Annotated in this window: 19 protein-coding genes; 8 read left to right on the forward strand and 11 right to left on the reverse strand. The window is 71.1% G+C overall.

All coding sequences use genetic code 11. The annotated features are described in order from the left end of the window. Positions 1–17 precede the first annotated feature (17 nt). A complete protein-coding gene (locus FHY02_RS14980; protein ID WP_183923517.1) occupies positions 18–1,025 on the reverse strand; it encodes a helix-turn-helix domain-containing protein in 1,008 nt (335 codons plus the stop codon). A 291-nt stretch (positions 1,026–1,316) separates the two neighbouring features. Here FHY02_RS14980 and rplK point away from each other — a divergent pair, with 291 nt between their 5' ends. The 3 genes from rplK to FHY02_RS14995 all read left to right on the forward strand — a co-directional run bounded on the left by rplK (position 1,317) and on the right by FHY02_RS14995 (position 3,802). Beyond that, on the forward strand, positions 1,317–1,748 hold the full coding sequence (rplK, locus tag FHY02_RS14985; protein ID WP_132909404.1) for a 50S ribosomal protein L11: 432 nt from the start codon (positions 1,317–1,319) through the stop codon (positions 1,746–1,748). Between the two features lie 4 nt (positions 1,749–1,752). Beyond that, positions 1,753–2,445: a 50S ribosomal protein L1 gene (gene rplA / locus FHY02_RS14990; RefSeq protein WP_132908955.1), complete on the forward strand. Its 693-nt coding sequence runs from the start codon at positions 1,753–1,755 to the stop codon at positions 2,443–2,445. 187 nt (positions 2,446–2,632) lie between these two features. Further along, positions 2,633–3,802, forward strand: a complete 1,170-nt coding sequence (locus tag FHY02_RS14995; protein WP_183923519.1) for an alpha-hydroxy-acid oxidizing protein — start codon at positions 2,633–2,635, stop codon at positions 3,800–3,802. Between the two features lie 30 nt (positions 3,803–3,832). Here the strand turns inward: FHY02_RS14995 and FHY02_RS15000 are convergent, their stop codons facing one another. The 4 genes from FHY02_RS15000 to FHY02_RS15015 form a co-directional block, all read right to left on the reverse strand. Next, the gene (locus tag FHY02_RS15000; RefSeq protein ID WP_183923521.1) at positions 3,833–4,576 is read right to left on the reverse strand and encodes a Crp/Fnr family transcriptional regulator; all 744 of its coding nucleotides are present in this window, start codon (positions 4,574–4,576) and stop codon (positions 3,833–3,835) included. Continuing rightward, a complete protein-coding gene (locus FHY02_RS15005; protein ID WP_183923523.1) occupies positions 4,573–4,950 on the reverse strand; it encodes a response regulator in 378 nt (125 codons plus the stop codon). The genes FHY02_RS15000 and FHY02_RS15005 overlap by 4 nt, the downstream gene beginning before the upstream one ends. A 2-nt stretch (positions 4,951–4,952) precedes the next feature. Beyond that, positions 4,953–6,509: a sensor histidine kinase gene (locus tag FHY02_RS15010; RefSeq protein WP_183923525.1), complete on the reverse strand. Its 1,557-nt coding sequence runs from the start codon at positions 6,507–6,509 to the stop codon at positions 4,953–4,955. A 207-nt stretch (positions 6,510–6,716) separates the two neighbouring features. Next, positions 6,717–8,786 carry a prolyl oligopeptidase family serine peptidase gene (locus FHY02_RS15015; RefSeq protein WP_409322582.1) on the reverse strand — a complete coding sequence of 690 codons (2,070 nt, stop codon included), beginning with the start codon at positions 8,784–8,786 and terminating at the stop codon, positions 6,717–6,719. Between the two features lie 439 nt (positions 8,787–9,225). Here FHY02_RS15015 and FHY02_RS15020 point away from each other — a divergent pair, with 439 nt between their 5' ends. After that, positions 9,226–10,776 carry an MFS transporter gene (locus FHY02_RS15020; protein ID WP_183923529.1) on the forward strand — a complete coding sequence of 517 codons (1,551 nt, stop codon included), beginning with the start codon at positions 9,226–9,228 and terminating at the stop codon, positions 10,774–10,776. A 191-nt stretch (positions 10,777–10,967) separates the two neighbouring features. Here FHY02_RS15020 and FHY02_RS15025 read toward each other — a convergent pair whose 3' ends face one another. Further along, complete coding sequence (locus FHY02_RS15025) at positions 10,968–11,510, reverse strand: superoxide dismutase family protein (protein ID WP_183923531.1); 543 nt, start codon at positions 11,508–11,510, stop codon at positions 10,968–10,970. An 89-nt stretch (positions 11,511–11,599) separates the two neighbouring features. After that, positions 11,600–12,469, reverse strand: a complete 870-nt coding sequence (locus FHY02_RS15030; RefSeq protein WP_183923533.1) for a CDP-alcohol phosphatidyltransferase family protein — start codon at positions 12,467–12,469, stop codon at positions 11,600–11,602. 129 nt (positions 12,470–12,598) lie between these two features. Between FHY02_RS15030 and FHY02_RS15035 the strand changes: the two genes are divergently transcribed. From FHY02_RS15035 to FHY02_RS15045, 3 genes are all read left to right on the forward strand, one after another. Next, positions 12,599–13,705, forward strand: a complete 1,107-nt coding sequence (locus FHY02_RS15035) for an inositol-3-phosphate synthase (protein WP_132908946.1) — start codon at positions 12,599–12,601, stop codon at positions 13,703–13,705. A 10-nt stretch (positions 13,706–13,715) separates the two neighbouring features. Further along, positions 13,716–14,438: an NTP transferase domain-containing protein gene (locus FHY02_RS15040; RefSeq protein WP_183923535.1), complete on the forward strand. Its 723-nt coding sequence runs from the start codon at positions 13,716–13,718 to the stop codon at positions 14,436–14,438. An 86-nt stretch (positions 14,439–14,524) separates the two neighbouring features. Continuing rightward, complete coding sequence (locus FHY02_RS15045; protein WP_183923537.1) at positions 14,525–14,728, forward strand: hypothetical protein; 204 nt, start codon at positions 14,525–14,527, stop codon at positions 14,726–14,728. A gap of 152 nt (positions 14,729–14,880) precedes the next feature. Here FHY02_RS15045 and FHY02_RS15050 read toward each other — a convergent pair whose 3' ends face one another. The 3 genes from FHY02_RS15050 to FHY02_RS15060 are packed head-to-tail and all read right to left on the reverse strand — an operon-like array spanning position 14,881 to position 20,050. Then, positions 14,881–16,374, reverse strand: a complete 1,494-nt coding sequence (locus FHY02_RS15050; RefSeq protein WP_183923540.1) for an MFS transporter — start codon at positions 16,372–16,374, stop codon at positions 14,881–14,883. Beyond that, entirely contained in the window at positions 16,371–18,254 is a 1,884-nt protein-coding gene (locus tag FHY02_RS15055; protein WP_183923543.1) for an alpha-glucosidase family protein, read from the reverse strand. The genes FHY02_RS15050 and FHY02_RS15055 overlap by 4 nt, the downstream gene beginning before the upstream one ends. Beyond that, positions 18,251–20,050 carry an alpha-amylase family glycosyl hydrolase gene (locus FHY02_RS15060; RefSeq protein WP_183923545.1) on the reverse strand — a complete coding sequence of 600 codons (1,800 nt, stop codon included), beginning with the start codon at positions 20,048–20,050 and terminating at the stop codon, positions 18,251–18,253. Before FHY02_RS15060 ends, FHY02_RS15055 begins: the two co-directional genes overlap by 4 nt. A 505-nt stretch (positions 20,051–20,555) precedes the next feature. Here FHY02_RS15060 and FHY02_RS15065 point away from each other — a divergent pair. After that, positions 20,556–21,581, forward strand: coding sequence for a LacI family DNA-binding transcriptional regulator (locus FHY02_RS15065; protein ID WP_183923547.1), 1,026 nt, complete (start codon positions 20,556–20,558; stop codon positions 21,579–21,581). A 196-nt stretch (positions 21,582–21,777) separates the two neighbouring features. Here FHY02_RS15065 and FHY02_RS15070 read toward each other — a convergent pair whose 3' ends face one another. Then, positions 21,778–22,992: a hypothetical protein gene (locus FHY02_RS15070; RefSeq protein ID WP_183923549.1), complete on the reverse strand. Its 1,215-nt coding sequence runs from the start codon at positions 22,990–22,992 to the stop codon at positions 21,778–21,780. Positions 22,993–23,091: the final 99 nt, after the last annotated feature.

Genomic DNA, 23,091 nt, shown 5'->3' on the forward strand with positions numbered 1-23,091 from the left:
GCCGAGCTGGATGAGTTCTAACGCGGCCGGGCCGCGCTCTGCGTCTCCGCGACCGCGGAGCCGCCCGGCGGCATGCCCATTTCCCTGATCGGCATCTCCACCAGCGTGGGAGCTGTCTGCCCGTCCGCCAGCCACGGCGCGGGGGCGTGCGGCGCGAGGTCTGCGCGCTTGCGCTGCTGGCGCACCTCCAGGCCCGGCGTGAGCAGCGGCGTCGGCGTGCGGCGAAACTGTGCCGGGGTCATGCCGACGAACTCGCGGAACTCGCGGTTGAGGTGCGAGGCGTCGTAGAAGCGCAACTCGGCCAGCTCGTCGGCAGTCGGCACCGCGAGCCCGCGCATCACCGCGGCCATGTCGAGGAAGCGGCTGCGCCGCATCACCGTCTTGGGCAGGTGGCCGAAATGCTGGCGCACGGCGCGGTCCAGCCTGCGCCCCGAGATCCCGAACTCCGCGGCGATCTCCGTGACCGGCCGCGTCGGGTCGACCCGCGCGATTCGCTCGAAGCGCGCGCTGATCATGTCGGGCGTCACGGCGCGGACGACGAGATGCTCGCGCACCACCTGGTGGAGCCGGGCGAACGTCTGCTCCTGGTCGAGCACGTCGTCGCACGCCCAGCGCAAAGCCTCGTTCCACCGCCCCGGCACGATCGGCACGAGTCGGTCGGCCAACTCGTCCGCGGTCGCGTCGCTGAAGCCGAACCAGCCGGCGGGCCGGATCGCGAAGCCCGCGGCGACGATCGGACCGACGCAGCGTACCGGGAAGCGACGCTGCTGCGCGCCGAACAGCATCGGCCCTTCATAGTCCCGCCACGCGCCATCGATCATCGTCGACCACTGGCCGATCACCGGAACGCGGATGTAAGCTGTTTCGTGCAATAGGAAATCTTCGAGCACGGCATCGCTAGGCCGATCGAAGATGGTAACGAAGAAGCGTGCGACGAAGGGCGCGAGATCGTCGGGTGGCGTACGACTCAGCGACAGCGGCGCACCGTCACGTGACGTTCCTGTACGTGGGATGAAGCTGCCCATGATTTCGCGATTACGACTTGGCGCCGCCCTCGGCAATAATCACGCTCACAGAACTGGTCGGCGCAAACGATAAATTACGTACAATTCGGTTGAAATTCATCGCGCGCGCGGAGGTGCGGGGTCGCAGCCCTAAACCTTGTCAACGCACCCCGCTTCGGCTACGCGCGCTGGCTTCCACCGCATCACACGATGGAACGCCGCGGGAGGGCGGGGCTGCGGCCGCGCCCGGACGAACCGCTAGACTTGAACCGGGCGCTTCCCTCGGGCGCGCCCAGTAACAGAGTGAGACGAATGGCAAAGAAGATCACAGGCTATATCAAGCTGCAGGTGCCCGCGGGCGCTGCCAACCCGTCGCCGCCGATCGGCCCGGCGCTGGGTCAGCGCGGCGTCAACATCATGGAATTCTGCAAGGCGTTCAACGCGCAGACCGCTGACATGGAGAAGGGCTCGCCGCTGCCCACCGTGATCACCGTCTACGCCGATCGCAGCTTCTCGTTCATCACGAAGACGCCGCCGGCGACCTTCCTGATCAAGAAGGCGGCCAACCTGAAGTCGGGCTCGAAGGAGCCGGGCAAGGTGTCCGCGGGCAAGATCACCCGCTCGGCGCTGGCCGAGGTCGCGCAGACCAAGATGAAGGATCTGAACGCGAACGATCTCGAGGCGGCGACCCGCATCATCGAAGGCTCGGCCCGCGCGATGGGCCTCGAAGTGGTGGAGGGCTGAGGCCGTGGCGAAGGTGAGCAAGAAGCAGAAGGCCTGGACGATCGACCGTGAGAAGCTGCACGGCGTCGACGAGGCGATCGCGCTGGCGAAGCAGAACGCGTCGTCCAAGTTCGACGAGACGATCGAGATCGCGCTGAACCTCGGCGTCGATCCGCGCCACGCCGACCAGATGGTCCGCGGCGTCGTCACGCTGCCGGCCGGCACCGGCAAGACCGTCCGCGTCGGCGTGTTCGCGCGCGGCGCCAAGGCCGACGAGGCGCGCGCCGCGGGTGCGGACGTGGTCGGCGCCGAGGACCTGATGGAGACGGTCCAGGGCGGCACGATCGACTTCGATCGCTGCATCGCGACCCCGGACATGATGGGCGTGGTCGGCCGTCTGGGTAAGGTGCTCGGTCCCAAGGGCCTGATGCCGAACCCCAAGCTCGGCACCGTGACGATGAACGTGGCCGAGGCGGTGAAGGCCGCCAAGGGCGGTCAGGTCGAGTATCGCGTCGAGAAGGCCGGGATCATCCACTCGGGCATCGGCAAGGCGAGCTTCGGCGCCGAGGACCTGCGCCGCAACTTCGACGCTCTGGTCGACGCCGTGGTGAAGGCCAAGCCGTCGGGCGCCAAGGGCAAGTACGTCAAGAAGATCGCGGTCAGTTCGACGATGGGCCCGGGGATCAAGGTCGACGTCGCCGAGGTCGCGGGCGCCTGACGCCCCTGCCCCGGCTCGCCGGGGCGCCTCGACGAACGCACGCCCCGGCTCGCCGGGGCCTCGCCACAGACGAACAGCGGAAGGGCCGGGAGCGATCCCGGCCCTTCTCGCGTCCGCGCCCCGTCGCAACGGCGTGGAACCGCTTCCCGGATTGGCGTACGCCCGCGCGGACACAGGGAGAGCGGGGATGGCGCAGTTCGGCGACTATCAGCTGGCGATCTATCTCGCCGGGCTGGAGGGCATCGTGCCCGAATGGCCGGTCGATTTCGCCACGCTCGAACAGCGCGCCGAGGCGGCGATGCCGCGCTCCTTGCTCACCTATGTCCAGGGCGGCTGCGGCGATGAACTGACGCAGCGTCGCAACGCCAGCGCCTTCGCGCACTGGGGCATGGTGCCGCGGATGATGGTCGACAGCGCGCAGCGTGACCTCTCCGCCGACCTGTTCGGCACGCGGCTCGCCTCGCCGCTCTTCATGGCCCCGATCGGTGTCACCGGCCTGTGCACGTCCGATTCGCACGGCGACCTCGCCGCCGCCCGCGCCGCGGCCGAGACTGGCGTGCCGCTATGCGCCTCGACGCTCGCCAACGATCCGCTGGAGGACGTGATCGCCGACGGCGGCGACACGCCCGCGCTGTTCCAGCTCTACACGCCGCGCGACCGCGAGCTCGCCGCCAGCCTGGTGCGCCGCGCCGAGGCGGCGGGCTGTCGCGCGATCGTGGTGACGCTCGACACCTGGGTCACCGGCTGGCGCCCCCGCGACCTCAATACCGCCAACTTCCCGCAGCTGCGCGGCCACGTCCTGGCCAATTACTTCAGCGACCCGGTGTTCCGTCGCCTGCTCGCGCGGCCGCCCGAGGAAGACCGCCGCGCCGCGGTGATGACCTGGGCGGCGACCTTCGGCCAGGTGCTGACCTGGGACGACCTGCCATGGCTGCGCTCGCTGACCGAGCTGCCGATCGTGCTGAAGGGCCTGTGCCACCCCGACGACGCGCGTCGCGCGATCGATGGCGGCGCCGACGCGGTCTATGTCTCCAATCACGGCGGGCGCCAGGCCAATGGCGGGATCGCCGCGATCGACCTGCTGCCCGACGTGGCGGCGGCGGTGGCGGGGCGCGTCCCGGTGTGGTTCGACGGCGGGGTGCGCAGCGGGACCGATATCGTGAAGGCGGTAGCGCTCGGCGCCGATCTGGTCGGCGTCGGGCGACCGTACAGCTACGGTCTCGCGCTCGGCGGCGCGGCGGGCTGCGCGCATGTGCTCAAATGCCTGCTCGCCGAGGCCGACCTGCTGATGGCGGTCAATGGCTGGCCCACACTCGCCGCGGTGCGCGAGGCGGGCGCGCGGCGGGTGGAGGGATAGGCCCTCCCCGCTTGCGGCGTAGATCTTGCCTCAGCGCGCCCGCGCGGGCTGCGGCCCCACCGTGGCGGACACGCGCACCGGCACGCGACCGATCTTGCGCGCGAGCCCCGGCGGATCGAGCAACGTGACCCGACCGCCCTTCCACTGCAGGTCGTTCTCGCGCCGCGCCTGCTGCACCATGCGGTTGACGTGGACCGAGGTGAGCCCCAGCGCGTCCGCGAGCGTCTCCTGCGTCAGCGGCAGGTCGAAGCTGGTGCCGCGCGCCATGCCGTTGAGCGTGAGCCGCTCGTGCAGCTCCAGCAGCAGGTCGCCGATCCGCTCCTGCGCGTTGAGCCGGCCGAGCCGGGTCACGTGCGCCAGCACATAGGCCTGATCGAGCGCGTCGCCCACGGCATAGACCGTGCCCAGCACCGAGCCGGGTGCGGCGGGCGGGGCCGCGCAGACCAGCACGTCGGTGAGGGCAACGATCGTCGCCACCGCGACCGGGCGCGGCTGCGGGCAGTGGCCGACCACATCGCCGGGCAGCAGGAAGCTGAGGAACTGGCGCCGCCCGTCGGGCAGCAGCCGCACGCGCGCCGCCCAGCCGCGCAGCAGCAGCAGCGGCTCGGCGATCTCGCGCCCCTCGCTCACCAGCTCGCGGCGCGCGCGGATCGTCTGCGCCTGCCCGGCGGCCGCGACGATCGTGTCGATCACCTCGCCGTCGAGCGGGGCCAGCGCGGCGAGCCGCTGCAGCGCGGGCTGACGATCATCGATGATGGTGGCGGCGCGGATCATGGCACGTCCTCCGATGCGAGTAATTGGTCGAGCGCGGCGAGCACCGTTGGCACCGCGAAGGGCTTGGCGATACGCGGCACGTGGCGATAGGCGTCGGGCAGCGCCCAGTCGTCGTAGCCGGTGACGAACACGAACGGCACGCCGCGCGCGGCGAGCCGGTCGGCGATGGCGAGCGACGAGTCGCCCTCAAGGTTCACGTCGAGCAGCGCGGCGGCGATCCCCTCGCGCTCGGCGAGATCCAGTCCGGCGGCGAGGCTGCTCACCGGACCGATCACCAGCGCTTCCTGGGCGGCGAGCGCGCGGCGCAGGTCGGAGGCGATGAAATATTCGTCCTCCACGACCAGTATCTGTTTGCCCGCGAGTCGCCCCGGCATCGTCACGCCCCTTCCTCGTCGCCGCCCAGCGGCAACCCGATGGTGCAGCGCACACCGCCACCGCGGAACTCGAGCCGCGTCTCGGCACCGAGCCGATACGGTAGAGCCTCCTCGATCAACTCGGTCCCGAACCCCTGCCGCGTCGGCCGGATCGGGATCGCAGGCACGCCCTGCTCGACCCAGCTAAGGTCAAGACGGCGCGCTGATCTTCCATCTACATTAACATCCCACGTGATGGAGAGCGACCCTCCTGGCGCACGAAAAGCGCCGAATTTTAAAGCGTTGGTCGCGAGCTCGTGGATCGCGAGACCGAGTAGTTCCACCGGCCCCGCCGGCAGCGCCACGTCGGGTCCCGACATGGAGAGCCCGGGCCCATCGCTGACGCCGACGCTCAGCAGCTCGTCGCGGATCAGATTTTCCAGGTCAACGGTGCCGCTGGCGTTGAGCGTCGCGCTCACCTGCGTGCGCGCCAGCGCGTCGAGCCGTCCGCGGAAATGATCGGCGACGTCGTCGAGCGACTCCGCGCCCTCGACCGTGCGAGCGAAGACGGAGCGTACCACGGTGAGGATGTTGCGTACGCGGTGCTGCAGCTCCGCCACGAGCACGCGCTGGCGCTCCTCGAGCAATTGCATGTCGCTGATGTCGGTCGCCGCGCCGAACCAATGCGTGATCTGTCCGGCACCGTCGCGCACCGGCACCTGCCGGATCAGCAGCGCGCGATAGCCGCCTCCGGCCTGGCGAACGCGACACTGCACGGTCACGGGCTCGCCCGCGGCGTAAGCGCGACGGAAGGCGCGGCTCACCTTGCCCGCCTCGCTTGGGTGGATCAGCTCCATCCAGCCGCCGTTCGAGGCCTGCTCGTCGGTCTGGCCGGTGATCGCGTGCCACTGCTGGTTGGATGCGATGCGCAGGCCGGCGAGATCGACTCGCCACAGCATCGCGGGCACCAGCTCGAGCGTGAGGCGGCGCTGCTCCTCGCTGTCGCGCAACGCCATCTCGGCGCGCTTGCTGTGCAGCGCCTGCACGATCGCGGGAGCCAGCTCCAAGGCGGCGGCGAGGTCCTCGTCGCGGAAACCGCCGGCGCGGTTGCCGAGGCCCACCATGCCGATCACCGCGCCGTTCTGGTGAAGGGGCACGCCGAGGAAACTCTCCAGCGACGGGTGGCCCGCGGGCGTGCCGATGCGATCCGCATGAGTCGCCGCGTCGTTGAAGATCAGGCCCTGTCCCTCGCGCAGCACGCGTCCGTACAGGCCGTGGATGGCCAGCCCGGTCGGCACCTTGCCTCGCGGCCAATCGCTCTTGGCTGCCTCGAACGCGGCCCAGCCCCGCTCGCTGATCGCGATCTCGTCGAGCAGGTCGGTGGCGCGGTCGATCTCGCCCATGAAGCTGAACGACGCGCCGGTGACATCCTCGGCGACGCGCAGACAGACGCGCCCGAGCGCCTCAAGCGAAGGAGCGGTAAGCGCCTCGTGGAAGATCCGGTTGATGCCCTCCAGCACCGCGTTCTTGCGCGCGAGCGTCGCCAGCAGGCTGGTCTCGTCGCGAGGCTCCATCCTCATTGCTCTCACCCTTCCCCGCCAACGTCCCGCGCCGTAAATAGCTCAAATTAAACACCTTAACCTATGTCCTAGGGCAGCCGACGCGAGGGGGCGGGCGCGCAGCGGCCGAGTTGGTGTCGAGGACGGCCGGGAGCGTAGAGCCCGTCACCCCGGCTCGCGGCCGGGATGACGGAGGTGCCGGCGTCGGCGCCACGGCCCACACCAGGCTTAGTTCGCCGGCGCCGCCCCGCCGCGCCCGCGATAGCGGTCGAACCAGGCGAGGATCGCCGCCGCCTTGGCCGCCGACTGCGACGGCCGCGACGTGAAGCCGCCGTGGCTGGCGCCGGGTACCTTCACCAGCGCGGTCGGCACCTTGGCGATCTGGAGCGCGGCATAATATTGCTCCGACTCGCTCACCGGGGTGCGATAATCCTCGCTGCCCACCACCACGAGCGTCGGCGTCGTCACGTTGCCCACCAGGCTGAGCGGCGAGCGCACCCAGTAGCTCATCGGATCCTCCCACGGCAGCTTGCTGAACCAGTAGCGCGAGGTGAAGGTGGTGTTGTCCATCGTCAGCGCCTCGCTGATCCAGTTAATTACCGGCTTCTGCGTCGCCGCCGCCTTGAAACGGTGAGTCTTGCCCACGATCCAGGCGGTCAGCACCCCACCGCCTGAGCCGCCGGTGACGAACAGCTCGTCGGCGTCGGCGGTGCCGTCGGCGATCGCGGCGTCGACAGCGGCCATCAGGTCGTCATAGTCGGCGGAGGGATAGTTCTTGTCGATCAGGTTGGCGAACTGGGCGCCGTAGGAGGTCGAGCCGCGCGGGTTGACCCACAGCACGGCGTAGCCCGCCGCGGCGTAGAGCTGGACGTCGCTGGCGAAGGTCGGGCCATAGGCCGAATGCGGGCCGCCGTGGATCTCGAGGATCAGCGGCACGCGCTGCCCTTCGGCGCGGGTCGGCGGGGTGGCGAGCCAGGCGTCGATCGCGCGACCGTCGGGCGCGGTGACGCTCAGCTTGCGGACGGGGGCGAGCGTCTTGGCGGCGGTCATCACCGCGTTGAGCTGGGTCAGCCGGCGCGGCTTGCCGCCGGCGAGCACCCAGACGTCGGCGGGCGCGGTCGGATCACCGCCGGTGTAGGCGACGGTGCCGTCGCGCGCGACCGAGAAGTCGCCGCCGGTGTAAGGCCGGTCGAGCCCGCTGCCCTGCAGATTGTCGGCGATCACGGTCAGCTTGCCGTCGGTGCCGACGCGGGCGAGCTTACGCTGGCCGCGGTCGTCGAAGCTCGCGTAGAGGCTGCGGCCGTCGCGCGCCCATTGCACGTCCTCGACGCTGCGGTCGAGCGCGGCGGTGAGCGAGCGCGGCGCGCTGCCGTCAGCGCCGCCGACGTAGAGCTGCGCGTCTTCATAGCCGCGGCGGTGGTCGTCGAAGCCGATCCAGGCGACGCGCTGGCCGTCGGGCGAGACGCGCGCGTTGGCGTCCGGTCCTTGGCGCGTGGTCAGCGCGGTGACCGCGCCGCTGGCGAGGTCGACCGACTGGACGTCGGTGTTGAGCACCTCGCGCTCGGTGTCGCCGGCGCGGATCGCGGCGAACAGGAGGCGGTGCCCGTCGGGGCTCCACGCCAGCGGGCCATCGTCGTCGAAGCGGCCGAAGGTGAGCTGGCGCGCCGCGCCGCCGTCCGCCGCGACCATGAAGACATGCGCATAGCCCGGCTTGCGATAGCCGGGGCCGTCGTTGCGATAGGTGACGCGGTCGATCACCGCCAACCCCGGCGCCCATTTCGCGCCCTCGGGCTTGGCTGGGGGCTTGCCGAGCGTCGTGCCCTCGCCCGCGACGGTGGCGACATAGGCGAGGCGGGTGCCGTCGGGCGACCAGGCGAGCGCGCTCGGGTCGCCGGGCAGCGAGGTGGCGCGCGCGCTGCTGCCGCTCGCGAGCCAGCGCACGAACAGCTGCGACTGCTCGCCGTCGCCCGCGACATAGGCGATCCGGGTGCCGTCGGGCGACCAGCGCGGCGAGCTGCCCGATGTGGCGAACGGGGTCTGGCGCCCGCTGGCGACGTCGATCAGCCACAGCGAGGAGGCCATGCGGTCGGTCATGATGTCGCCCGAGCGGCGGACGTAGACGATCGTCTTCCCGTCCGGACTGATCTGCGGGTCGCTCGCGACCGACAGGCCGAACAGGTCGGCGCCGGTGAAGAGGCGGGTGGGACCGTCCGCCGCGGCGGCGGGCGGCTGCTGCGCGGCGACGGGGGCGGCGAGCAGGGCGAGGCAGAGAGCGAGACGGGAGAGCGCTGGACGCACGATGGGGACGACTCCGCGGGGGATGGAACGCGCGCGATCATGGACGAAAGTGTCGCGGGCGCAATGAGGCGGGTGGGTGAGGCGCGAGTGTAGGGGGGCGGAAAAGCTCCTTTCCATGGCATGTCGATCTGCCCAGAGTGCCACGATGCCGCCGGCGAAGGCCGGGGCCCAGTTGGGCGACGCGGATGGCTCGCACACCGGCCTTCCCAACTGGGCCCCGGCCTGCGCCGGGGCACGGGCTCGCGGCGGCGGGGTCGTCTCGCGCGAACGGTCGAACGTGCGGCCCGGTGGATTCTGAGGCGCGTTCAGGATGACGCTGGACGAGGTGGTGGCGCGACATCCCGCGACACCGCCCCGCCCCATATCGGCGGCGCCCCCTTCCCTCTCCGCCCGCCTCTGTTACGCTCGTCACAACGACAAAGATCGGGAGGGAACGGGCATGACCCCGGACGGCGACCAGCGCGCGAGCGGCTATGCGTGGTACGTGCTCGCGATCCTGTTCGTCGTCTACATCCTCAACTTCGTCGACCGGCAGGTGATCTCCATCCTCGCCGAGGACATCAAGCGCGACCTTCACCTGCGCGACGAGGACCTGGGCTTCCTCTACGGCACCGCCTTCGGCGTCTTCTACGCTTTGTTCGGCATCCCGCTCGGCCGCCTCGCCGACAGCTGGCACCGCGTCCGGCTCATGACGATCGGGTTGGCGCTGTGGTCGACCATGACCGCGCTCTCGGGGCTGGCGAACGGGGGCGCGCAGCTCGCCGCGGCGCGCGTCGGCGTCGGGGTCGGCGAGGCCACCGCGTCGCCCTCGGCCTACTCGCTGATCTCGGACTATTTCCCGCGCAAGCTGCGCGCCACGGCGCTGTCGATCTACTCGGCGGGCATCTACGTCGGCGGGGGCTGCTCGCTGCTGGTCGGCGGGCTGGTGGTGCAGCATTGGCAGCGCGCCTTCCCGGTCGACCCGCCGCTCGGGCTCGCCGGCTGGCAGGCCGCGTTCCTCGCAGTCGGGCTGCCCGGCCTGTTGCTCGCCGCGCTGGTGGCAACGCTGCGCGAGCCGGTGCGCGGCGCGGTCGAGGCGCTGCCCCCGCCCCCGCCGCATCCTGCGCCCTTCCGCGCCTTCGCCAGCGAGCTGCTGACGATCCTGCCCCCGCTCACGCTGATCGCGGCGGCGCGGCGCGGGGTCGGCGCGCTGGCCGTCAACCTCGTCGCGCTGGCGGCGGTGGTCGCGTCGGTGGTGCTGCTGCGCTCGCTGGGCGAGCCGCTGCCACAGTGGATCGCGGTCGGCACCGGCGTGTACGCGGTTTTCTCCTGGGCGAGCGCGCTGCGGCGGCGCGACCCGCCGACCTTCGCGCTGATCGTCGGCACCCCCGCCTTCCTGTGCGTGGTGGTCGCCTATGGACTCAACGCTTTCCTGAGCTACGCCGCGTCCTTCTGGGCGGCGCCTTATGCGATGCGCGCGCTCGCGGTGTCGCCGGCGCAGGCCGGGCTGATCCTAGGCGGCGGCGCGGCGCTGTCGGGCTTCCTCGGCGTGACGAGCGGCGGGTTGATCGCGGACCGGCTGCGGCGGACCAACCCGTCCGGGCGGCTGGTGCCGGTTCTGTGCGGCGCGGTGCTGCCGGTGCCCTTCCTCGTGATCGGCTTCACCGCGAGTGCGCCGCTGACGCTCTACCTGTGCCTGTTCGCGTCGCAATATCTGGCGAGCTGGGGGCTGGGCTCGGCCGCCGCGGCGACGCAGGACCTGGTGCTGCCGCGCATGCGTGGCACGGCGACGGCGACCTTCTTCATCGGTACTACGCTGCTCGGGCTGGCGCTCGGGCCGTATCTGGCGGGGCGGATCTCCACGCTGAGCGGCAGCCTGTCGACCGGGATGCTGGTGCTGCTCGCGGTGGTGCCGCTCGGCGTGGCCGCGGGCGTGGCGGCCTACCGGCTGGTGCCCGAGGCGGAGCGGACTCGCGAGGTCCGCGCGCGGGCGGCGGGAGAGGTGGGGTGAGGCGGCTCGGGGAAACGCGCGCCTCTCCTCGCCCTCCGGCGCCCCCTCACGCGCTCGCGTCATCCTGAACTTGTTTCAGAATCCACCGTCCCGCGAGCGCCTCGGCGTCTGACACTGCGGCACGGTGGATCGTGAGACGAGCTCAGGATGATGGTAGCAATGAGAGACCGGCGTTGCCGGCCCCTCCCCTCTCACCCCGCCTGGAACACGCCGCAGGCGATGCGCGCGCCCGAGTTGCCGCTGGGGTCGGTCTTGAGGTCATCCTGCCCGGCGTGGATCACCATCGCGGCGCCGTCGGCGTCGAGCAGCCCAGCCATGGTCGCGCCCGGGATCGTCGCGCCGATCGTACCGCGGCCGTCATTGCCGATCACGAGATTGGGCAGGTCGCCCTGATGCGGCCCCTGCGGGTTCATCGTACCGTGCTTCATCTGCGTCGGATTCCAATGGCCGCCCGCGCTCTCGAAGCCCGGCGGGTCGCAGCGGCCGACCATGTGGACGTGCGCGCCGTGCGTGCCCGGCGGCATGCCGCTGGCGTCCACGGTGAAGCGCAGCCCGCCCGCCACCTCGGTCACGGTGGCGCGGCCGGCCGGCGCGCCCGTCGCGGTGGCGAGCTGCGCAGTGGCGCCGGCACCGCCCGCGACCGGCGCGCCCGTGTCCATCTTCGCCTGGTCGTTGCACGCGGCGAGCGCCAGCGTCGCCAGCCCTACCGCCGTCATGCCCGTGATCCGTCGCATCGCTCGCTCCCTAAATCTCGCTGATCCATGTTCTTGCCGCAGGCAACCCGCGGCCCGCGCGCGGGGTTCCCGTGCACGACCGACGCGGGTCAGCGGTGCCCGTGCGCGATCAGCGCGGTCATCTGCCGCCCGACGTAGGCAGCCTGCACGATCGCGAGCACCAGCACCACGTTGAGCACCACGATCTCGATCAGGAAGAACCAGAGGGGCGTCCCCGCGATCATGCTGAGCCCGAGCAGGATCGTGCGCGGGTTGGCGCCGAGCACCGCGGCGGCGGGAAGCAGCTTGCGCCCCTCCTCGCGCGCGATCTGCGCGATGCGGCGGCGCTCGGGCGGATCCGCCGCGGCGCTCGCCACCAGCGCGTTCACCACCTGCGTCGGCCCCGACATCTTGTGCCACGCCCAGAGATAGAGGCCGGACAGCTTCACCCCGATACCGTCGCCGCCGGACTTGGCGGTCTGCAGCCACGGCACGTCATAGGCCCACCATTGATAGGTGCGCCGCTGGCTCTCGGCGAAGACCGACTGGACCGCACGGCTCACCCCCGCCAGCACGACGATCGGCCAGGCGACCCAGCCGATCCGGTCGTCCATAGCCGCGCCGAGCAGCGTGTACATCACCGCGTGCCCGGCATAGTCGCACAGCCCGTCGACGATCTCGCCCGAGGGCGAGGCGCGACCCGACATCCGCGCCAGCGCGCCGTCGGCACCGTCCACCACGTGCCACAGGCAGTGGAGCAGGAAACCGAGCGCGATCGCCGCAGGCGTCCCCACCCGCGCGTACAGCACCGCTGCCGCCATCACCATCAGCGCGCCCGCGATCGAGACCATGTTCGGCGTCACCGGCGTGGGCACCAGCGCGCGCGCCAGCAGGTGCGCGAGCGGGTGATAAATCGTCCTGTTCAGAAAGCCTTGTAGCTCGCGCGGCTTCCCCGCCACAGCCGGTTCGGAATCGTTCACGCGTTCCTCGTGCATTTGCCCCGGCGCGCCTATACAGGCGATCGGTCCGCTTGACAGTTGCCACGTATCTGTCACGAAGCGGCAACGTATATGTCTTCAGCTCGGCTAGGGGCCGACAAGTGGGGTAGAATGGCTTCGATCAAGGTGGCGGTCATCGGGGTTGGGAACTGCGCGAGCAGCCTCGTGCAGGGCAAATACCACTATGCCGGCAGCAACACCGCCGCCGGTCTGATCCACGAGGAGATCGGCGGCTACAAGGTTGGCGACCTCGATTTCGTCGCGGCGTTCGACGTCGATTCGCGCAAGGTCGGGCTCGATCTCGGCGAGGCGATCTTCGCCAAACCGAACTGCACCAAGGTGTTCCACGCCGACGTGCCCAAGACCGGGACGATCGTGAAGATGGGCGCCAAGCTGGACGGCGTCGCGCCGCACATGCTCACCGCCGCCAACGACCGCGGCTTCGAGATCAACGACACGCGCGACGCGGAGAAGGCGGAGATCATCGCCGAGCTCAAGCGCACCGGCGCCGAGATCCTGGTCAACTTCCTGCCGGTCGGCAGCCAGGAGGCGACCGAATTCTACATGGAGTGCGCGCTCGAGGCAGGCCTCGGCGTGGTCAACTGCATGCCGGTGTTCATCGCCTCGCGTCCCGAATGGGAGAAGAAGTTCGCCGACGCCGGCCTGCCGATCATCGGCGACGACGTGAAGGCGCAGGTTGGCGCGACGATCGTCCACCGCGTGCTGTCGAACCTGTTCGGCCAGCGCGGCGTGACGATTGATCACACCTACCAGCTCAATACCGGCGGCAACACCGACTTCATGAACATGCTCGACCGCAACCGGCTGGCGAGCAAGAAGGAGTCGAAGACCGAGGCGGTGCAGGCGGTGATCGCCGAGCGGCTGGCGGACGAGAACATCCACGTCGGTCCGTCGGACTACATCCCCTGGCTCGGCGACAACAAGCTGTGCTTCCTCCGGCTTGAGGGTGACCTGTTCGGCGGCGTGCCGATGAACCTCGAGCTGCGCCTGTCGGTCGAGGACTCGCCCAACTCGGCCGCGGTCGTGGTGGACGCGATCCGCTGCGTGAAGCTTGGTCTGGAGCGCGGCATCGCTGGCGCACTCGAGGGTCCGTCGGCCTTCTTCTGCAAGCACCCGCCGCAGCAGGTGACCGACGACGTGGCGGCCGCGATGACCAACGAGTTCATCCACGCCGACGCGCGCCTCGCCGCCGAGTAAGGCCCTCCCCTTGCACGCGCTCATCGTCGCGGCCGGCTATGGCAGCCGGCTGCGCGCGGTCTCTCCATCGAAGCCGCTGACGCTCGTGCAGGGCGTGCCGCTGATCGAGCGCGTGCTACGTGCCGCGCTCGACGGTGGCGTCACCGACGTGACGGTCGTCACCGGCCACGAGGGCGAGCGGCTGGAGCGTCACCTCGCCGTGGTAGCGGCGACGCTCAACGTGCCACTGCGCTGCGTGCGCACGCCCGACTGGTCGCTCGCCAATGGCCATTCGGTGCTGACCGGCGCCGAGGCGATCGGCCGGCGTCGCCACCTGCTGATGATGGCGGACCACCTGCTCGACCCGGCGCTGATCGCGCGCGTCGTCGCCGCGCCCGAGGCGGCGCTGACGCTCGGGATCGACCGCCGGCTCGACAATCCCCTAGTCGACCTCGACGACGTCACGCGGGTGCGTACGAGAGGCGATCGCATCGTTGCGATCGGCAAGCACCTGCCCGACTATGACTGCTACGACACCGGCGTGTTCGCGGTCGACGTGCGCTTTCATGACGCGCTGCGCGACTCGATCGCGGCCGGTGGCAGCGGCTCGATCTCGGCCGGGGTCGAGGCGCTGGCGGCGTGCGGCGAGGCGCGGGTGGTGGACGTCGGCGACGCCTGGTGGCTCGACGTCGATGACCCGCGCGCGCTCGACCAGGCCGAGGCGGCGCTCGCGGCGCATCCCCGCGCCGCCTGACAGCAAGAAAATGTAACCTCGATCAGCGGGAACGTGTCTGCCCGCTATGTCATTGCCAGCCGCGAGACCCGACGACGAGGATCGCGATGGACACGAACAAGCACGGCTTCTCCTACCGCAGCTTCGCCGGCTGGCCCGCGCTGCTGGCGATCGCGCTGCTGATCGCGACGGTGTTGTACCTCAACTACGGCCGCGATGCGTCGGCGACGCGGCTCAAGCCCGCCACCGGCACCGCGCGCGCGATGGCGCTGGCGGCGCAGGGCGGCGAGACGGCGCCCCAGCGGCCGTAGCGGAAGGCACTTCGAGACGAGGCGTCGACGCGCTCAGCCTTTCCCCAGCGCGAACGGCTGAGAAAGACAGCCTGGTGCCGCGGCATCCGTTCGCGCCGAGGAGGCGCTGAGCCCGTCGAAGCGTCGTCTCGAAGTACGTCTCGCGCGTCGCCTCACTCCACCCGCACCCGCAGCATCGCCAAGGCCGCCGCCAGCATCGTCGCGGCGGCGAAGGCCAGCGTCCAGATCGGCTCGGTCGGGAAGAAATGCTTGGTGATCGATCCCATCACCGTCGCCACCAGCAGCTGCGGCAGCACCACGAAGACGTTGAACAGCCCCATGTACACTCCGAGCTTGCGCTGCGGCAGCGCCGAGGCGAGGATCGCATAGGGCATCGCCAGGATGGTCGACCAGGCGATGCCGATCGCCACCTCGCTCAGCAGCAGCCAGCGCGCGTCGGGCACCACGAAGACGCTGGCGAAGCCGAGCGCACCGCAGCCGAGCCCGATCGCGTGGGTGCGCGCCTTGCCGACGCGCCGCGCCAGCCACGGCAGCAGCAGCAGCGCGGAGAGCGCCGCCACGCCGTTGTAGGCGGCGAACAGCACGTCGACCCAGTTGGCGCCCTCCTGATAGGCCGGGCTGGCCGCGTCGCGCGCGCCGTAGAAGGCACCGGTGACGACGGGGGTGGTGTTGATCCACATGATGAACAAAGCCGACCAGCTGAAGAACTGGACGAGCGCGAGCCGCTTCATCAGCGGCGGCATGCCCGCGAAATCGCCGACGAGATGCCCGAGCACGCCCGCTCTCCGCCCCCGCCGCGCGCGCCGGATGGCGACCAGGCTGGCGAGACCATAGCCGGCGAGCAGCGCGCCGAGCAGGTACATCTCCTTCTCCAGCCCGAGCGCGGCGACGAGCGCCACCACCGCCGCACCCGCGCCGAGCCAGGCCAGCGGAGCGCCGTCACCGCGCCCAGCGAGCGCGGCGTGGCTCTCGGCCTCACCGGCGGCGCGCGCGCCGTCGAACGCCTCCATCTCCTCGGGCGAATATTCGCGCGTGGTCAGCACCGTCCACAGCACGCTCAGCAGCAGCGCGGCGCCGCCGGCCCAGAAAGCGACGCGGACCGAGTCGGGGATGACGCCCGGCGGCGCGACGTTCGACACGCCCGCCTGCTCGAGCAGCCAGGGGAAGATCGAGCCCACCACCGCGCCGGCGCCGATGAAGGCGGTCTGCACGCCGTAACCGGCGGCGTGCTGGTCGCGATCGAGCATGTCGCCGACGAAAGCGCGGAACGGCTCCATCGAGACGTTGAGCGAGGCGTCGAGCACCCATAGCATCAGCGCCGCGACGAGCAGCCCCGGGCTCAGCGGCATGATCAGGAGCGACAGCGCGGCGAGCAGCGCGCCGGCGAGGAAATAGGGCCGCCGCCGCCCGAACCGGCCCAGCCAGGTGCGGTCGCTGAGGTGGCCGATCACCGGCTGGACCAGCAGCCCGGTGAGCGGCGCGGCGACCCATAGCGCGGGCAGGTCGTCGAGCCGCGTGCCCAGCGACTGGAAGATGCGGCTCATGTTCGCGTTCTGCAGCGCGAAGCCGATCTGGATGCCGAAGAAGCCGAAGCTGATGTTGGCCAGCCCGGCGAGCGACTGGCGGCGGCGACGCGGCTGGGTCATGCGCGGGAGGTCGCGCGGGGGGTGGAGCCAGGGATGGCGTCGGCGGTCGAGGCGGCAGCTGTGGTGACCTCGGCGAGCGGCGACCTCTTCCCTTCTCCCGTCCACCCCGGCGAACGCCGGGGTCCAGTTACGGACGGCACGCGAGATGGCGAAGCGTCCCCCAACTGGGCCCCGGCCTCCGCCGGGGCACCGATGGAGCGAGTGTCGCGCGCCTCGTCACCCGCGTGCCCCGACGCAGGCCGGGGCCCAGTTGCGGGCGGCACGTGAGAAGCGGTGCCGTCCCTCACCTCGATCCCGCCCCCCACCGGGACGCGCAACGCCAGCAGCGCGCCATAGCCCTCAAAACGCGTCCCGCTCACCCCGCTGGCCACCAGTGTCACGCCGTCGGGCAGCGTCAGCTCGCGCGGCTCGGCCGTCAGGTTGACCACGCACAGCAGCCGCTCGTCACCGGCGACTCGCTCGAACGCCACCACGCCCGGCCCCAGGTCGACGAACGCGATCGGTCCGACCCGCAACGCCGGATGCGCGCGGCGGAGCGCCAGCAGCCGCCGCGTCCAGTGCAGCAGCGAGCCCGCATCCGCCTCCTGCGCGTCCACCGCCAGCGCGCCGTGGTCCGCGCCGAACGGCAGCCACGGCGTCCCCGCGGTGAAGCCGTGCCCCGGCCCCTCCGCTCGCCACGGCATTGGCGTGCGCGCGCCGTCGCGGCTGAGCGTCAGCGGCCAATTGGCGATCGCCTCGGGGTCCTGGAGCAGCTCGAACGGCACCGCCACCTGGGTCAGCCCGAGTTCCTCGCCCTGGTAGAGGAAGATGTTGCCGCGCAGCCCCGCCAGCAGCACCATCTTGGCGCGGGCGAAGGCGTCGCGATGCTGGGGCAGCGCCCAGCGCGACACCGCGCGCGGCGCGTCGTGGTTCTCGAACGCCCAGCTCGGCCAGCCCTCGTCCGCGGCGCCGGGCCATTGCGCCAGCGCGGCGCGCACCAGCGCCGGGGTCAGCTGCTCGGCGTAGAGGAAGTCGAAGCCGTAGGCAGTGTCGAGCCGGCGCGGCGCGGTATAATCCTTGCGCACCCAGTCGCTCTCCTCGCCGCCGATCTCGGCCACGGTGAAGCGATCGGGATACTCGTCGGTCAGCGCGCGGATGCGCTCGACGAAAGGCAGCATGTCGGGCTGATCCTGACTGTGCTGCTTGAGCTGGAAGTCGAACGAGCGCGTCCGCGGCTTGTTCGAGGGCGGCGCGGGCGGGTTGTCGGTCAGCGCCGCGCTGCCCATCGCGTGGTTGATCGCGTCGAGCCGGAAGCCGTCGACCCCGCGCTCCAGCCAGAACCGCCCCACCGCCAGCAGCGCCTCCTGCACCGCCGGGTTCCGTACGTTGAGCTGGGGCTGTTCGCGCAGGAAGGTGTGGAGGTAATATTGCTGGCGCCGCGCGTCCCAGGTCCAGGCCGGGCCGCCGAACACCGACTGCCAGTTGTTGGGCGGCGAGCCGTCCTCCTTCGCATCCGCCCAGACGTACCAGTCGTGCTTGTCGCCGTCGCGGCGCTGGCGGCTCTGGCGGAACCAGGCATGCTGCTCCGAGGTGTGCGACCAGACCTGGTCGGTGATCACCTTCAGCCCCAGCGCGTGCGCGCGCGCGACCAGCGCGTCGAAGTCGGCGAGCGTGCCGAAGGTCGGGTCGACGTCGCAGTAATCGGCGACGTCATAGCCGAAGTCGCGCATCGGCGACGTGTAGAAGGGCGAGATCCAGATCGCGTCGACGCCGAGCGAGGCGACATGGTCCAGGTGCGCGGCGATGCCGCGCAGGTCGCCCACACCGTCGCCGTTCGCGTCGGCGAAGCTGCGCGGGTAGATCTGGTAGACGGCGGCGCCCTTCCACCACGGGTCGGTCATTCTGTCTCTCCGATAGCGCACACGGCATAGCCGAGCGGCGGCAAGGTCACACGCAGCGATCCGGGCGCGGCGGCGCGCGCGGCGCAGCCCGCGCCAGCGAGCGTGGCGACGGTGGCACCGCGCAGGCCGATCTCGACCAGCCGGTCGATGGGCTGGGTAGAGGTGTTGAAGGCCAGCAGGATCTCGCGCCCGCTCGCCGCGTCGACGCGCGACACCGCGAGCAGTCCCGGCGTGTCGCCGCGCGCGCGCAGCAGCGTCCGCCCCTCGCGGAGCGCCGGCTCCGCACGGCGCACCTGCGCGAGCGTCGCAATCTGGCGGAACAGCGGGTTGTCGCGCCCGAAATGCGCGGTGGCGGTGGTGGTGCTGGTGCCGAGCAGGCGATTGTCATTGTAGCTGGCGACGCGGCTGGCGAACATATCCTCGCGCGCGTCCTGGTCGTTGCCGTCGCCGGTGAAGCCCTGCTCGTCGCCCGAGTAGATCGTCGGCACGCCGCGCAGGGTGAGCAGCATCGCGTTGGCGAGCTCGACCCGGCGCAGCACCTCGTCTTCGCTCGCCTGCGGGAAGCCCTGGCGAACGAAATAGGCGAAGCGGCCGTTGTCGTGGTTGCTGACGAAGGTGGGGAGCGTGCGCGCGGCCGCCTCGCCGCCATCGTACAAAGCGTCGCCGCGGATCAGCGTCTCGAACGCGTCGGTGCCGCGCTGTCCCGCCACCGTATCGAGCACCGCGCGGCGGAAGGCGAAGTCGAGCACCGCGGGCAATCTGTCGACGCGCGTGTGCACCGCGAGCGGGCCGGGGTCGAGCTGGTCGGCCGCCACCTCACCGAAGACGTGGAAGTTCGGGATTCCGCGCGCCTTCGCCCGCGCCTGGATCGCGGGGACGAACTGCTGCCAGAACTCGGGATTGACGTGGCGCGCGGTGTCGATGCGGAAGCCGTCCACGCCGAAGCGGTCGATCCAGCCGCCGAAGATCTCGATCATGCCGCTGACGACGCGCGGGTTCTCGGTCATCAGATCGTCCAGCCCGACGAAATCGCCCATGGTCGAGCTCTCGTTGCTGAACGTGCTGTTCCCGCGATTGTGGTAGAGCGTGACATCGTTGAGCCAGGCGGGCGACTTGGCTTTCTCCTCGCCCTTGGGCACAAACGGCGTGTAGGCGTAGCTGGGGTCGATCAGGCGGGCGAAATTGGCGGCGCTCTGGTCCTGGTCACCGTCGAAGCCGGGATTGATCGCGGCGCCGCCGACGCCGCCGCGGCGCTGGTACGGATAGTCGGCACGACTGCGATAGGTGCAGTCGCCGCACTCGCGATATTGGATCACGTCGGCGGTGTGGTTGACGATGATGTCCATGTAGACCTTGATGCCGCGCGCGTGCGCGGCGTCGACCAGCGCCTTGAACTCGGCGTCGGTGCCGAGATGCGGGTCGACATGCTCGAAGTCGGTGATCCAATAGCCGTGATAGCCCGCGCTCTCCTGCCCCTTGGGGCCCTGCACTGGCTTGTTGCGGAAGATCGGCCCGACCCAGATCGCGGTCGCGCCGAGCGCCTCGACATAGTCGAGCCGGCGCGTCAGCCCCTTGAGGTCGCCGCCGTGATAGAAGCCCTTGGCGGCCGGGTCATAGCCGGTGACGAGCCGGTCGCCGCTGAGCCCGCCGCGGTCGTTGCTCGGATCGGCGTTGTCGAAGCGGTCGGGCAGCGCGAAGTAGATCACCTCGTCCTGCGGCAGACGCGCGCGCAGATCGGTCAGCGGGTCGGCGAGCGCGGGGGTGGCGGTGGTGAGCAGCGCGGCGAGGATGGTCATGACGGTGAGGGGACGAGCGCGAACGCTTGCGCTCCTAGCGTCATCCTGACCTCGTTTCAGGATCCACGGTCCCGCGAGCGCCGCCGCCACTGAGGACGCGGCATGGTGGATCCCGAAACAAGTTCGGGATGACGTCCAAGAGAACGGAGCGGCGGCGTGCCCCTCTGACGGCGGCAGCGAGGACGGGGCGGTGCCGTCCGTCCCGCGCCACGCGGAGGAGGACGAAGCCGCCCTGGCCTCACCCGCGTTCCCGCGCGGGCGGGAACCCAGAGCCACGAACATGCTGCTCTGTGGCTCTAGGCTCCCGCTTTCGCGGGAGCACACCTCCAGCGAAGATCCCGACACCACCATCCGCTCACCCTCCCCGTGCCGCGTCGGGACAGGCCGCGCGGTTCGCCGCCTGATGCGGCGCGGCGCTGCGCTTGGCCAGCGCAGGGCATACGTATTCACAGCGCGGCGCCCGCGCGGTAGAAGATGCTCCCGCTGGAGAGACCGATCCGCCGCCATGGCGCTGTCCGACAAAGTCACCTCGTTCGACATCGCGGCGCTGGCCGGCGTCTCGCAGCCCACCGTGTCGCGCGCGCTGCGCGGCGACAAGACGGTGAGCGCGGCGACACGGCTTCGCATCGAGGCGATCGCGCGCCAGCTCAACTATAAGGTCGACCGCGCCGCCTCGTCGCTACGGAAAGGCGAGGCGCGCACGCTGGCGCTACTGTTCTTCGAAGACCCGCTGCCCGACGATTCGCACATCAACCCGTTCTTCCTGTCGATGCTGGGATCGATCCTCAAGACCTGCGCGCTGCGCGGCTATGACCTGCTCACCTCGTTCCAGCAGCTCTCCGCCGACTGGCACGTCGACTATGCCGATTCGCGGAAGGCCGACGGGCTGATCCTGCTCGGCTACGGCGACTGGCAGCTGTACCGCGCGCGCGTCGAGCAGCTGGTCGGGCAGAAGACTCGCTTCGTGCGCTACGGCTCGGTCGCGGCGAGCGGCGGGCTCGGCACGGTGATCGGCTGCGACAATCGCGCGGGCGGCGCCGCGGTCGGCCGCCACCTGATCGAGCGCAAGCGCCGCCGCGTCGCCTTCATCGGCGAGGCGAGCGACCATTATCCCGAGTTCCGCGACCGCTACCGCGGCCTCGCCGACGCGCTGCGCGAGGCCGGGCTCGCGGCGGACCCGGGGCTGCACGTCGACGCGCTATCGTCCGAACAGGCGGGCTATGAGGCGACGCAGCGGCTGATCGCGCGCGGCATCGGCTTCGACTCGCTGTTCGCCGCCTCCGACCTGATCGCGCTGGGCGCGCTGCGCGCGCTCGACGAGGCCGGGCTGGTGGTGCCGCGCGCAGTGTCGGTGGTCGGCTTCGACGACATTCCTGCGGCGAGCCTGACGCGCCCGCCGCTCACCACGGTGGCGCAGGATTACGCGCGGGCCGGCGCGGTGCTGGTCGACACTTTGGTGCGCCAGATCGCGGGCGAGCCAACCGATCACCTCACGCTGCCGGCGACCCTGGTGGTGCGCGCGTCGACCTGAGGCGGCAGGCGGTCGCGTCACGGGAGGACGCTGAGGACGACCGCCTGGCGGTGAGAGCTGCTCTTCCGGCAGCAAAGCGGTGACAATGCGGTCGATGGTGTTGCTTCACCGAGGTCCCGACATCCGTCCGTTGACACCCGCAGTTTGCGCGACACCGTTCACCTGCTGAAGCGCTGCGCTGTCGCGTCGCTCGGTCTCAGCGCATCACCGGCTCGCCGTGTGGCCGCGCGCCGAGCGTCTCGTGCATGCGCGCGGGGCCGTCGAGCCGGAAGGGCGCCAGCTTCGTCGCGCCGTCGCGCTCCACGCCCACCGCGAAGGCCGCCGCGCTCTGCGCCTCGCCCGCCCCGCTGGCATAGCGCACGTCCACCGCCGCGACGGGCACGAACATCGCGTGCCCGCCCATGTCGATCGGCCGGATCGCAGCGCGTGGCAGCGTGAGCAGCAGCGGCAGCACGCGCGCCTCGCCCGGCGCGAGGAAGAAGGGCGCCGTCGCGGGACGCACGCGCGGTTCGGCGAAGAGTGCGTCGAGTTCGGCCTGCTGGTCGCGGTGGGCGCTCAGCAGCCGCGCGGTGACGTGTATCGCCTCCGCCGGCGCATCACCCCTGTTGACGATCTCCAATTCGGCGTCGAGCGTCGCGGTGACCAGGTTGATCCCGCCGCGACGCGGGCGCAGCGCCACGGTCAGGCGCGCGCGCGGTGCAGCGACGGCGGGCGACGTCGGTAAGGAGTCGGTCGGCACGGGGGCGAGGGGTGGTACCGGATCCGAGGCGGGCGGCTGGTGCGCGCGCGCCTCCACCGTCGCCGAGGAGACCGCGACCTCATCGGCGTGGACGTCGCTCGATCCCTTGCGCCGCTGCCGCCGCCACAACAGCAGCGCGGCGCCGACCAGCAGGACGAGCGCACCCGCGATCAGCCAGTCGGCTCGCCACAGCGGTGCCGGCGGAGCGGAAGCGGGCGGAGGCACTGGAATGACGCCGCTCGCCGCGGCGCTCGGCGATGGCGTCGGCGACGGCGTGCCGACGGGAGCCGCGGCCGGCGATGTCACCGACGGACTGGACGCGGCGACCGGCGTCGCGACGACGGCCGGCGCACGTTCTGCCGGTGTCGCGATGCCGCGCGGGGTCGGCGTAGGCGCTTCGCGCGGCGTCGGACTCGCTCGCGGCGCCGGCGCGGGCGTCGCTCGCGCCGTCGGCGTCGGACGCGGCGTCGGCGCGACCCGGACCGGCGCGACCGCGGCTGGCACGCTCGGCGTGGCACCAGGCCCCGGCGGCAGCGACCAGGAGATCGGCGGCGGGACTGCCGAATCGGCCGGCGGCACGGTGGTGACCGGCGCCGTTGTCGCCTGCTGCGCCGACGCGGGCAGGGCGAGCGGCAGCGAGGCCAGCAGGACGAGGAGGTTACGCGTGAACATCGCCGCACCCGCTACCGCGCTCACGGAGGAGGTCAACCGCCCTGCCCCGCGCCGCCGAGCCACCCCCGCCCGGTTGACGCTCCAACACGACGAGCCTAT

Source organism: Sphingomonas sp. BK069 (genome assembly GCF_014193405.1).
In the GTDB taxonomy this organism is placed as follows: Bacteria; Pseudomonadota; Alphaproteobacteria; order Sphingomonadales; family Sphingomonadaceae; genus Sphingomonas.

Coding starts and splice junctions, on each gene's coding strand:
- FHY02_RS14980 (WP_183923517.1), bottom strand. CDS start 1,025: ATGGGCAGCTTCATCCCACGTACAGGAACGTCACGTGACGGTGCGCCG.
- rplK (WP_132909404.1), top strand. CDS start 1,317: ATGGCAAAGAAGATCACAGGCTATATCAAGCTGCAGGTGCCCGCGGGC.
- FHY02_RS14995 (WP_183923519.1), top strand. CDS start 2,633: ATGGCGCAGTTCGGCGACTATCAGCTGGCGATCTATCTCGCCGGGCTG.
- FHY02_RS15000 (WP_183923521.1), bottom strand. CDS start 4,576: ATGATCCGCGCCGCCACCATCATCGATGATCGTCAGCCCGCGCTGCAG.
- FHY02_RS15005 (WP_183923523.1), bottom strand. CDS start 4,950: ATGCCGGGGCGACTCGCGGGCAAACAGATACTGGTCGTGGAGGACGAA.
- FHY02_RS15010 (WP_183923525.1), bottom strand. CDS start 6,509: ATGAGGATGGAGCCTCGCGACGAGACCAGCCTGCTGGCGACGCTCGCG.
- FHY02_RS15020 (WP_183923529.1), top strand. CDS start 9,226: ATGACCCCGGACGGCGACCAGCGCGCGAGCGGCTATGCGTGGTACGTG.
- FHY02_RS15025 (WP_183923531.1), bottom strand. CDS start 11,510: ATGCGACGGATCACGGGCATGACGGCGGTAGGGCTGGCGACGCTGGCG.
- FHY02_RS15035 (WP_132908946.1), top strand. CDS start 12,599: ATGGCTTCGATCAAGGTGGCGGTCATCGGGGTTGGGAACTGCGCGAGC.
- FHY02_RS15045 (WP_183923537.1), top strand. CDS start 14,525: ATGGACACGAACAAGCACGGCTTCTCCTACCGCAGCTTCGCCGGCTGG.
- FHY02_RS15050 (WP_183923540.1), bottom strand. CDS start 16,374: ATGACCCAGCCGCGTCGCCGCCGCCAGTCGCTCGCCGGGCTGGCCAAC.
- FHY02_RS15055 (WP_183923543.1), bottom strand. CDS start 18,254: ATGACCGACCCGTGGTGGAAGGGCGCCGCCGTCTACCAGATCTACCCG.
- FHY02_RS15060 (WP_183923545.1), bottom strand. CDS start 20,050: ATGACCATCCTCGCCGCGCTGCTCACCACCGCCACCCCCGCGCTCGCC.
- FHY02_RS15065 (WP_183923547.1), top strand. CDS start 20,556: ATGGCGCTGTCCGACAAAGTCACCTCGTTCGACATCGCGGCGCTGGCC.
- FHY02_RS15070 (WP_183923549.1), bottom strand. CDS start 22,992: ATGTTCACGCGTAACCTCCTCGTCCTGCTGGCCTCGCTGCCGCTCGCC.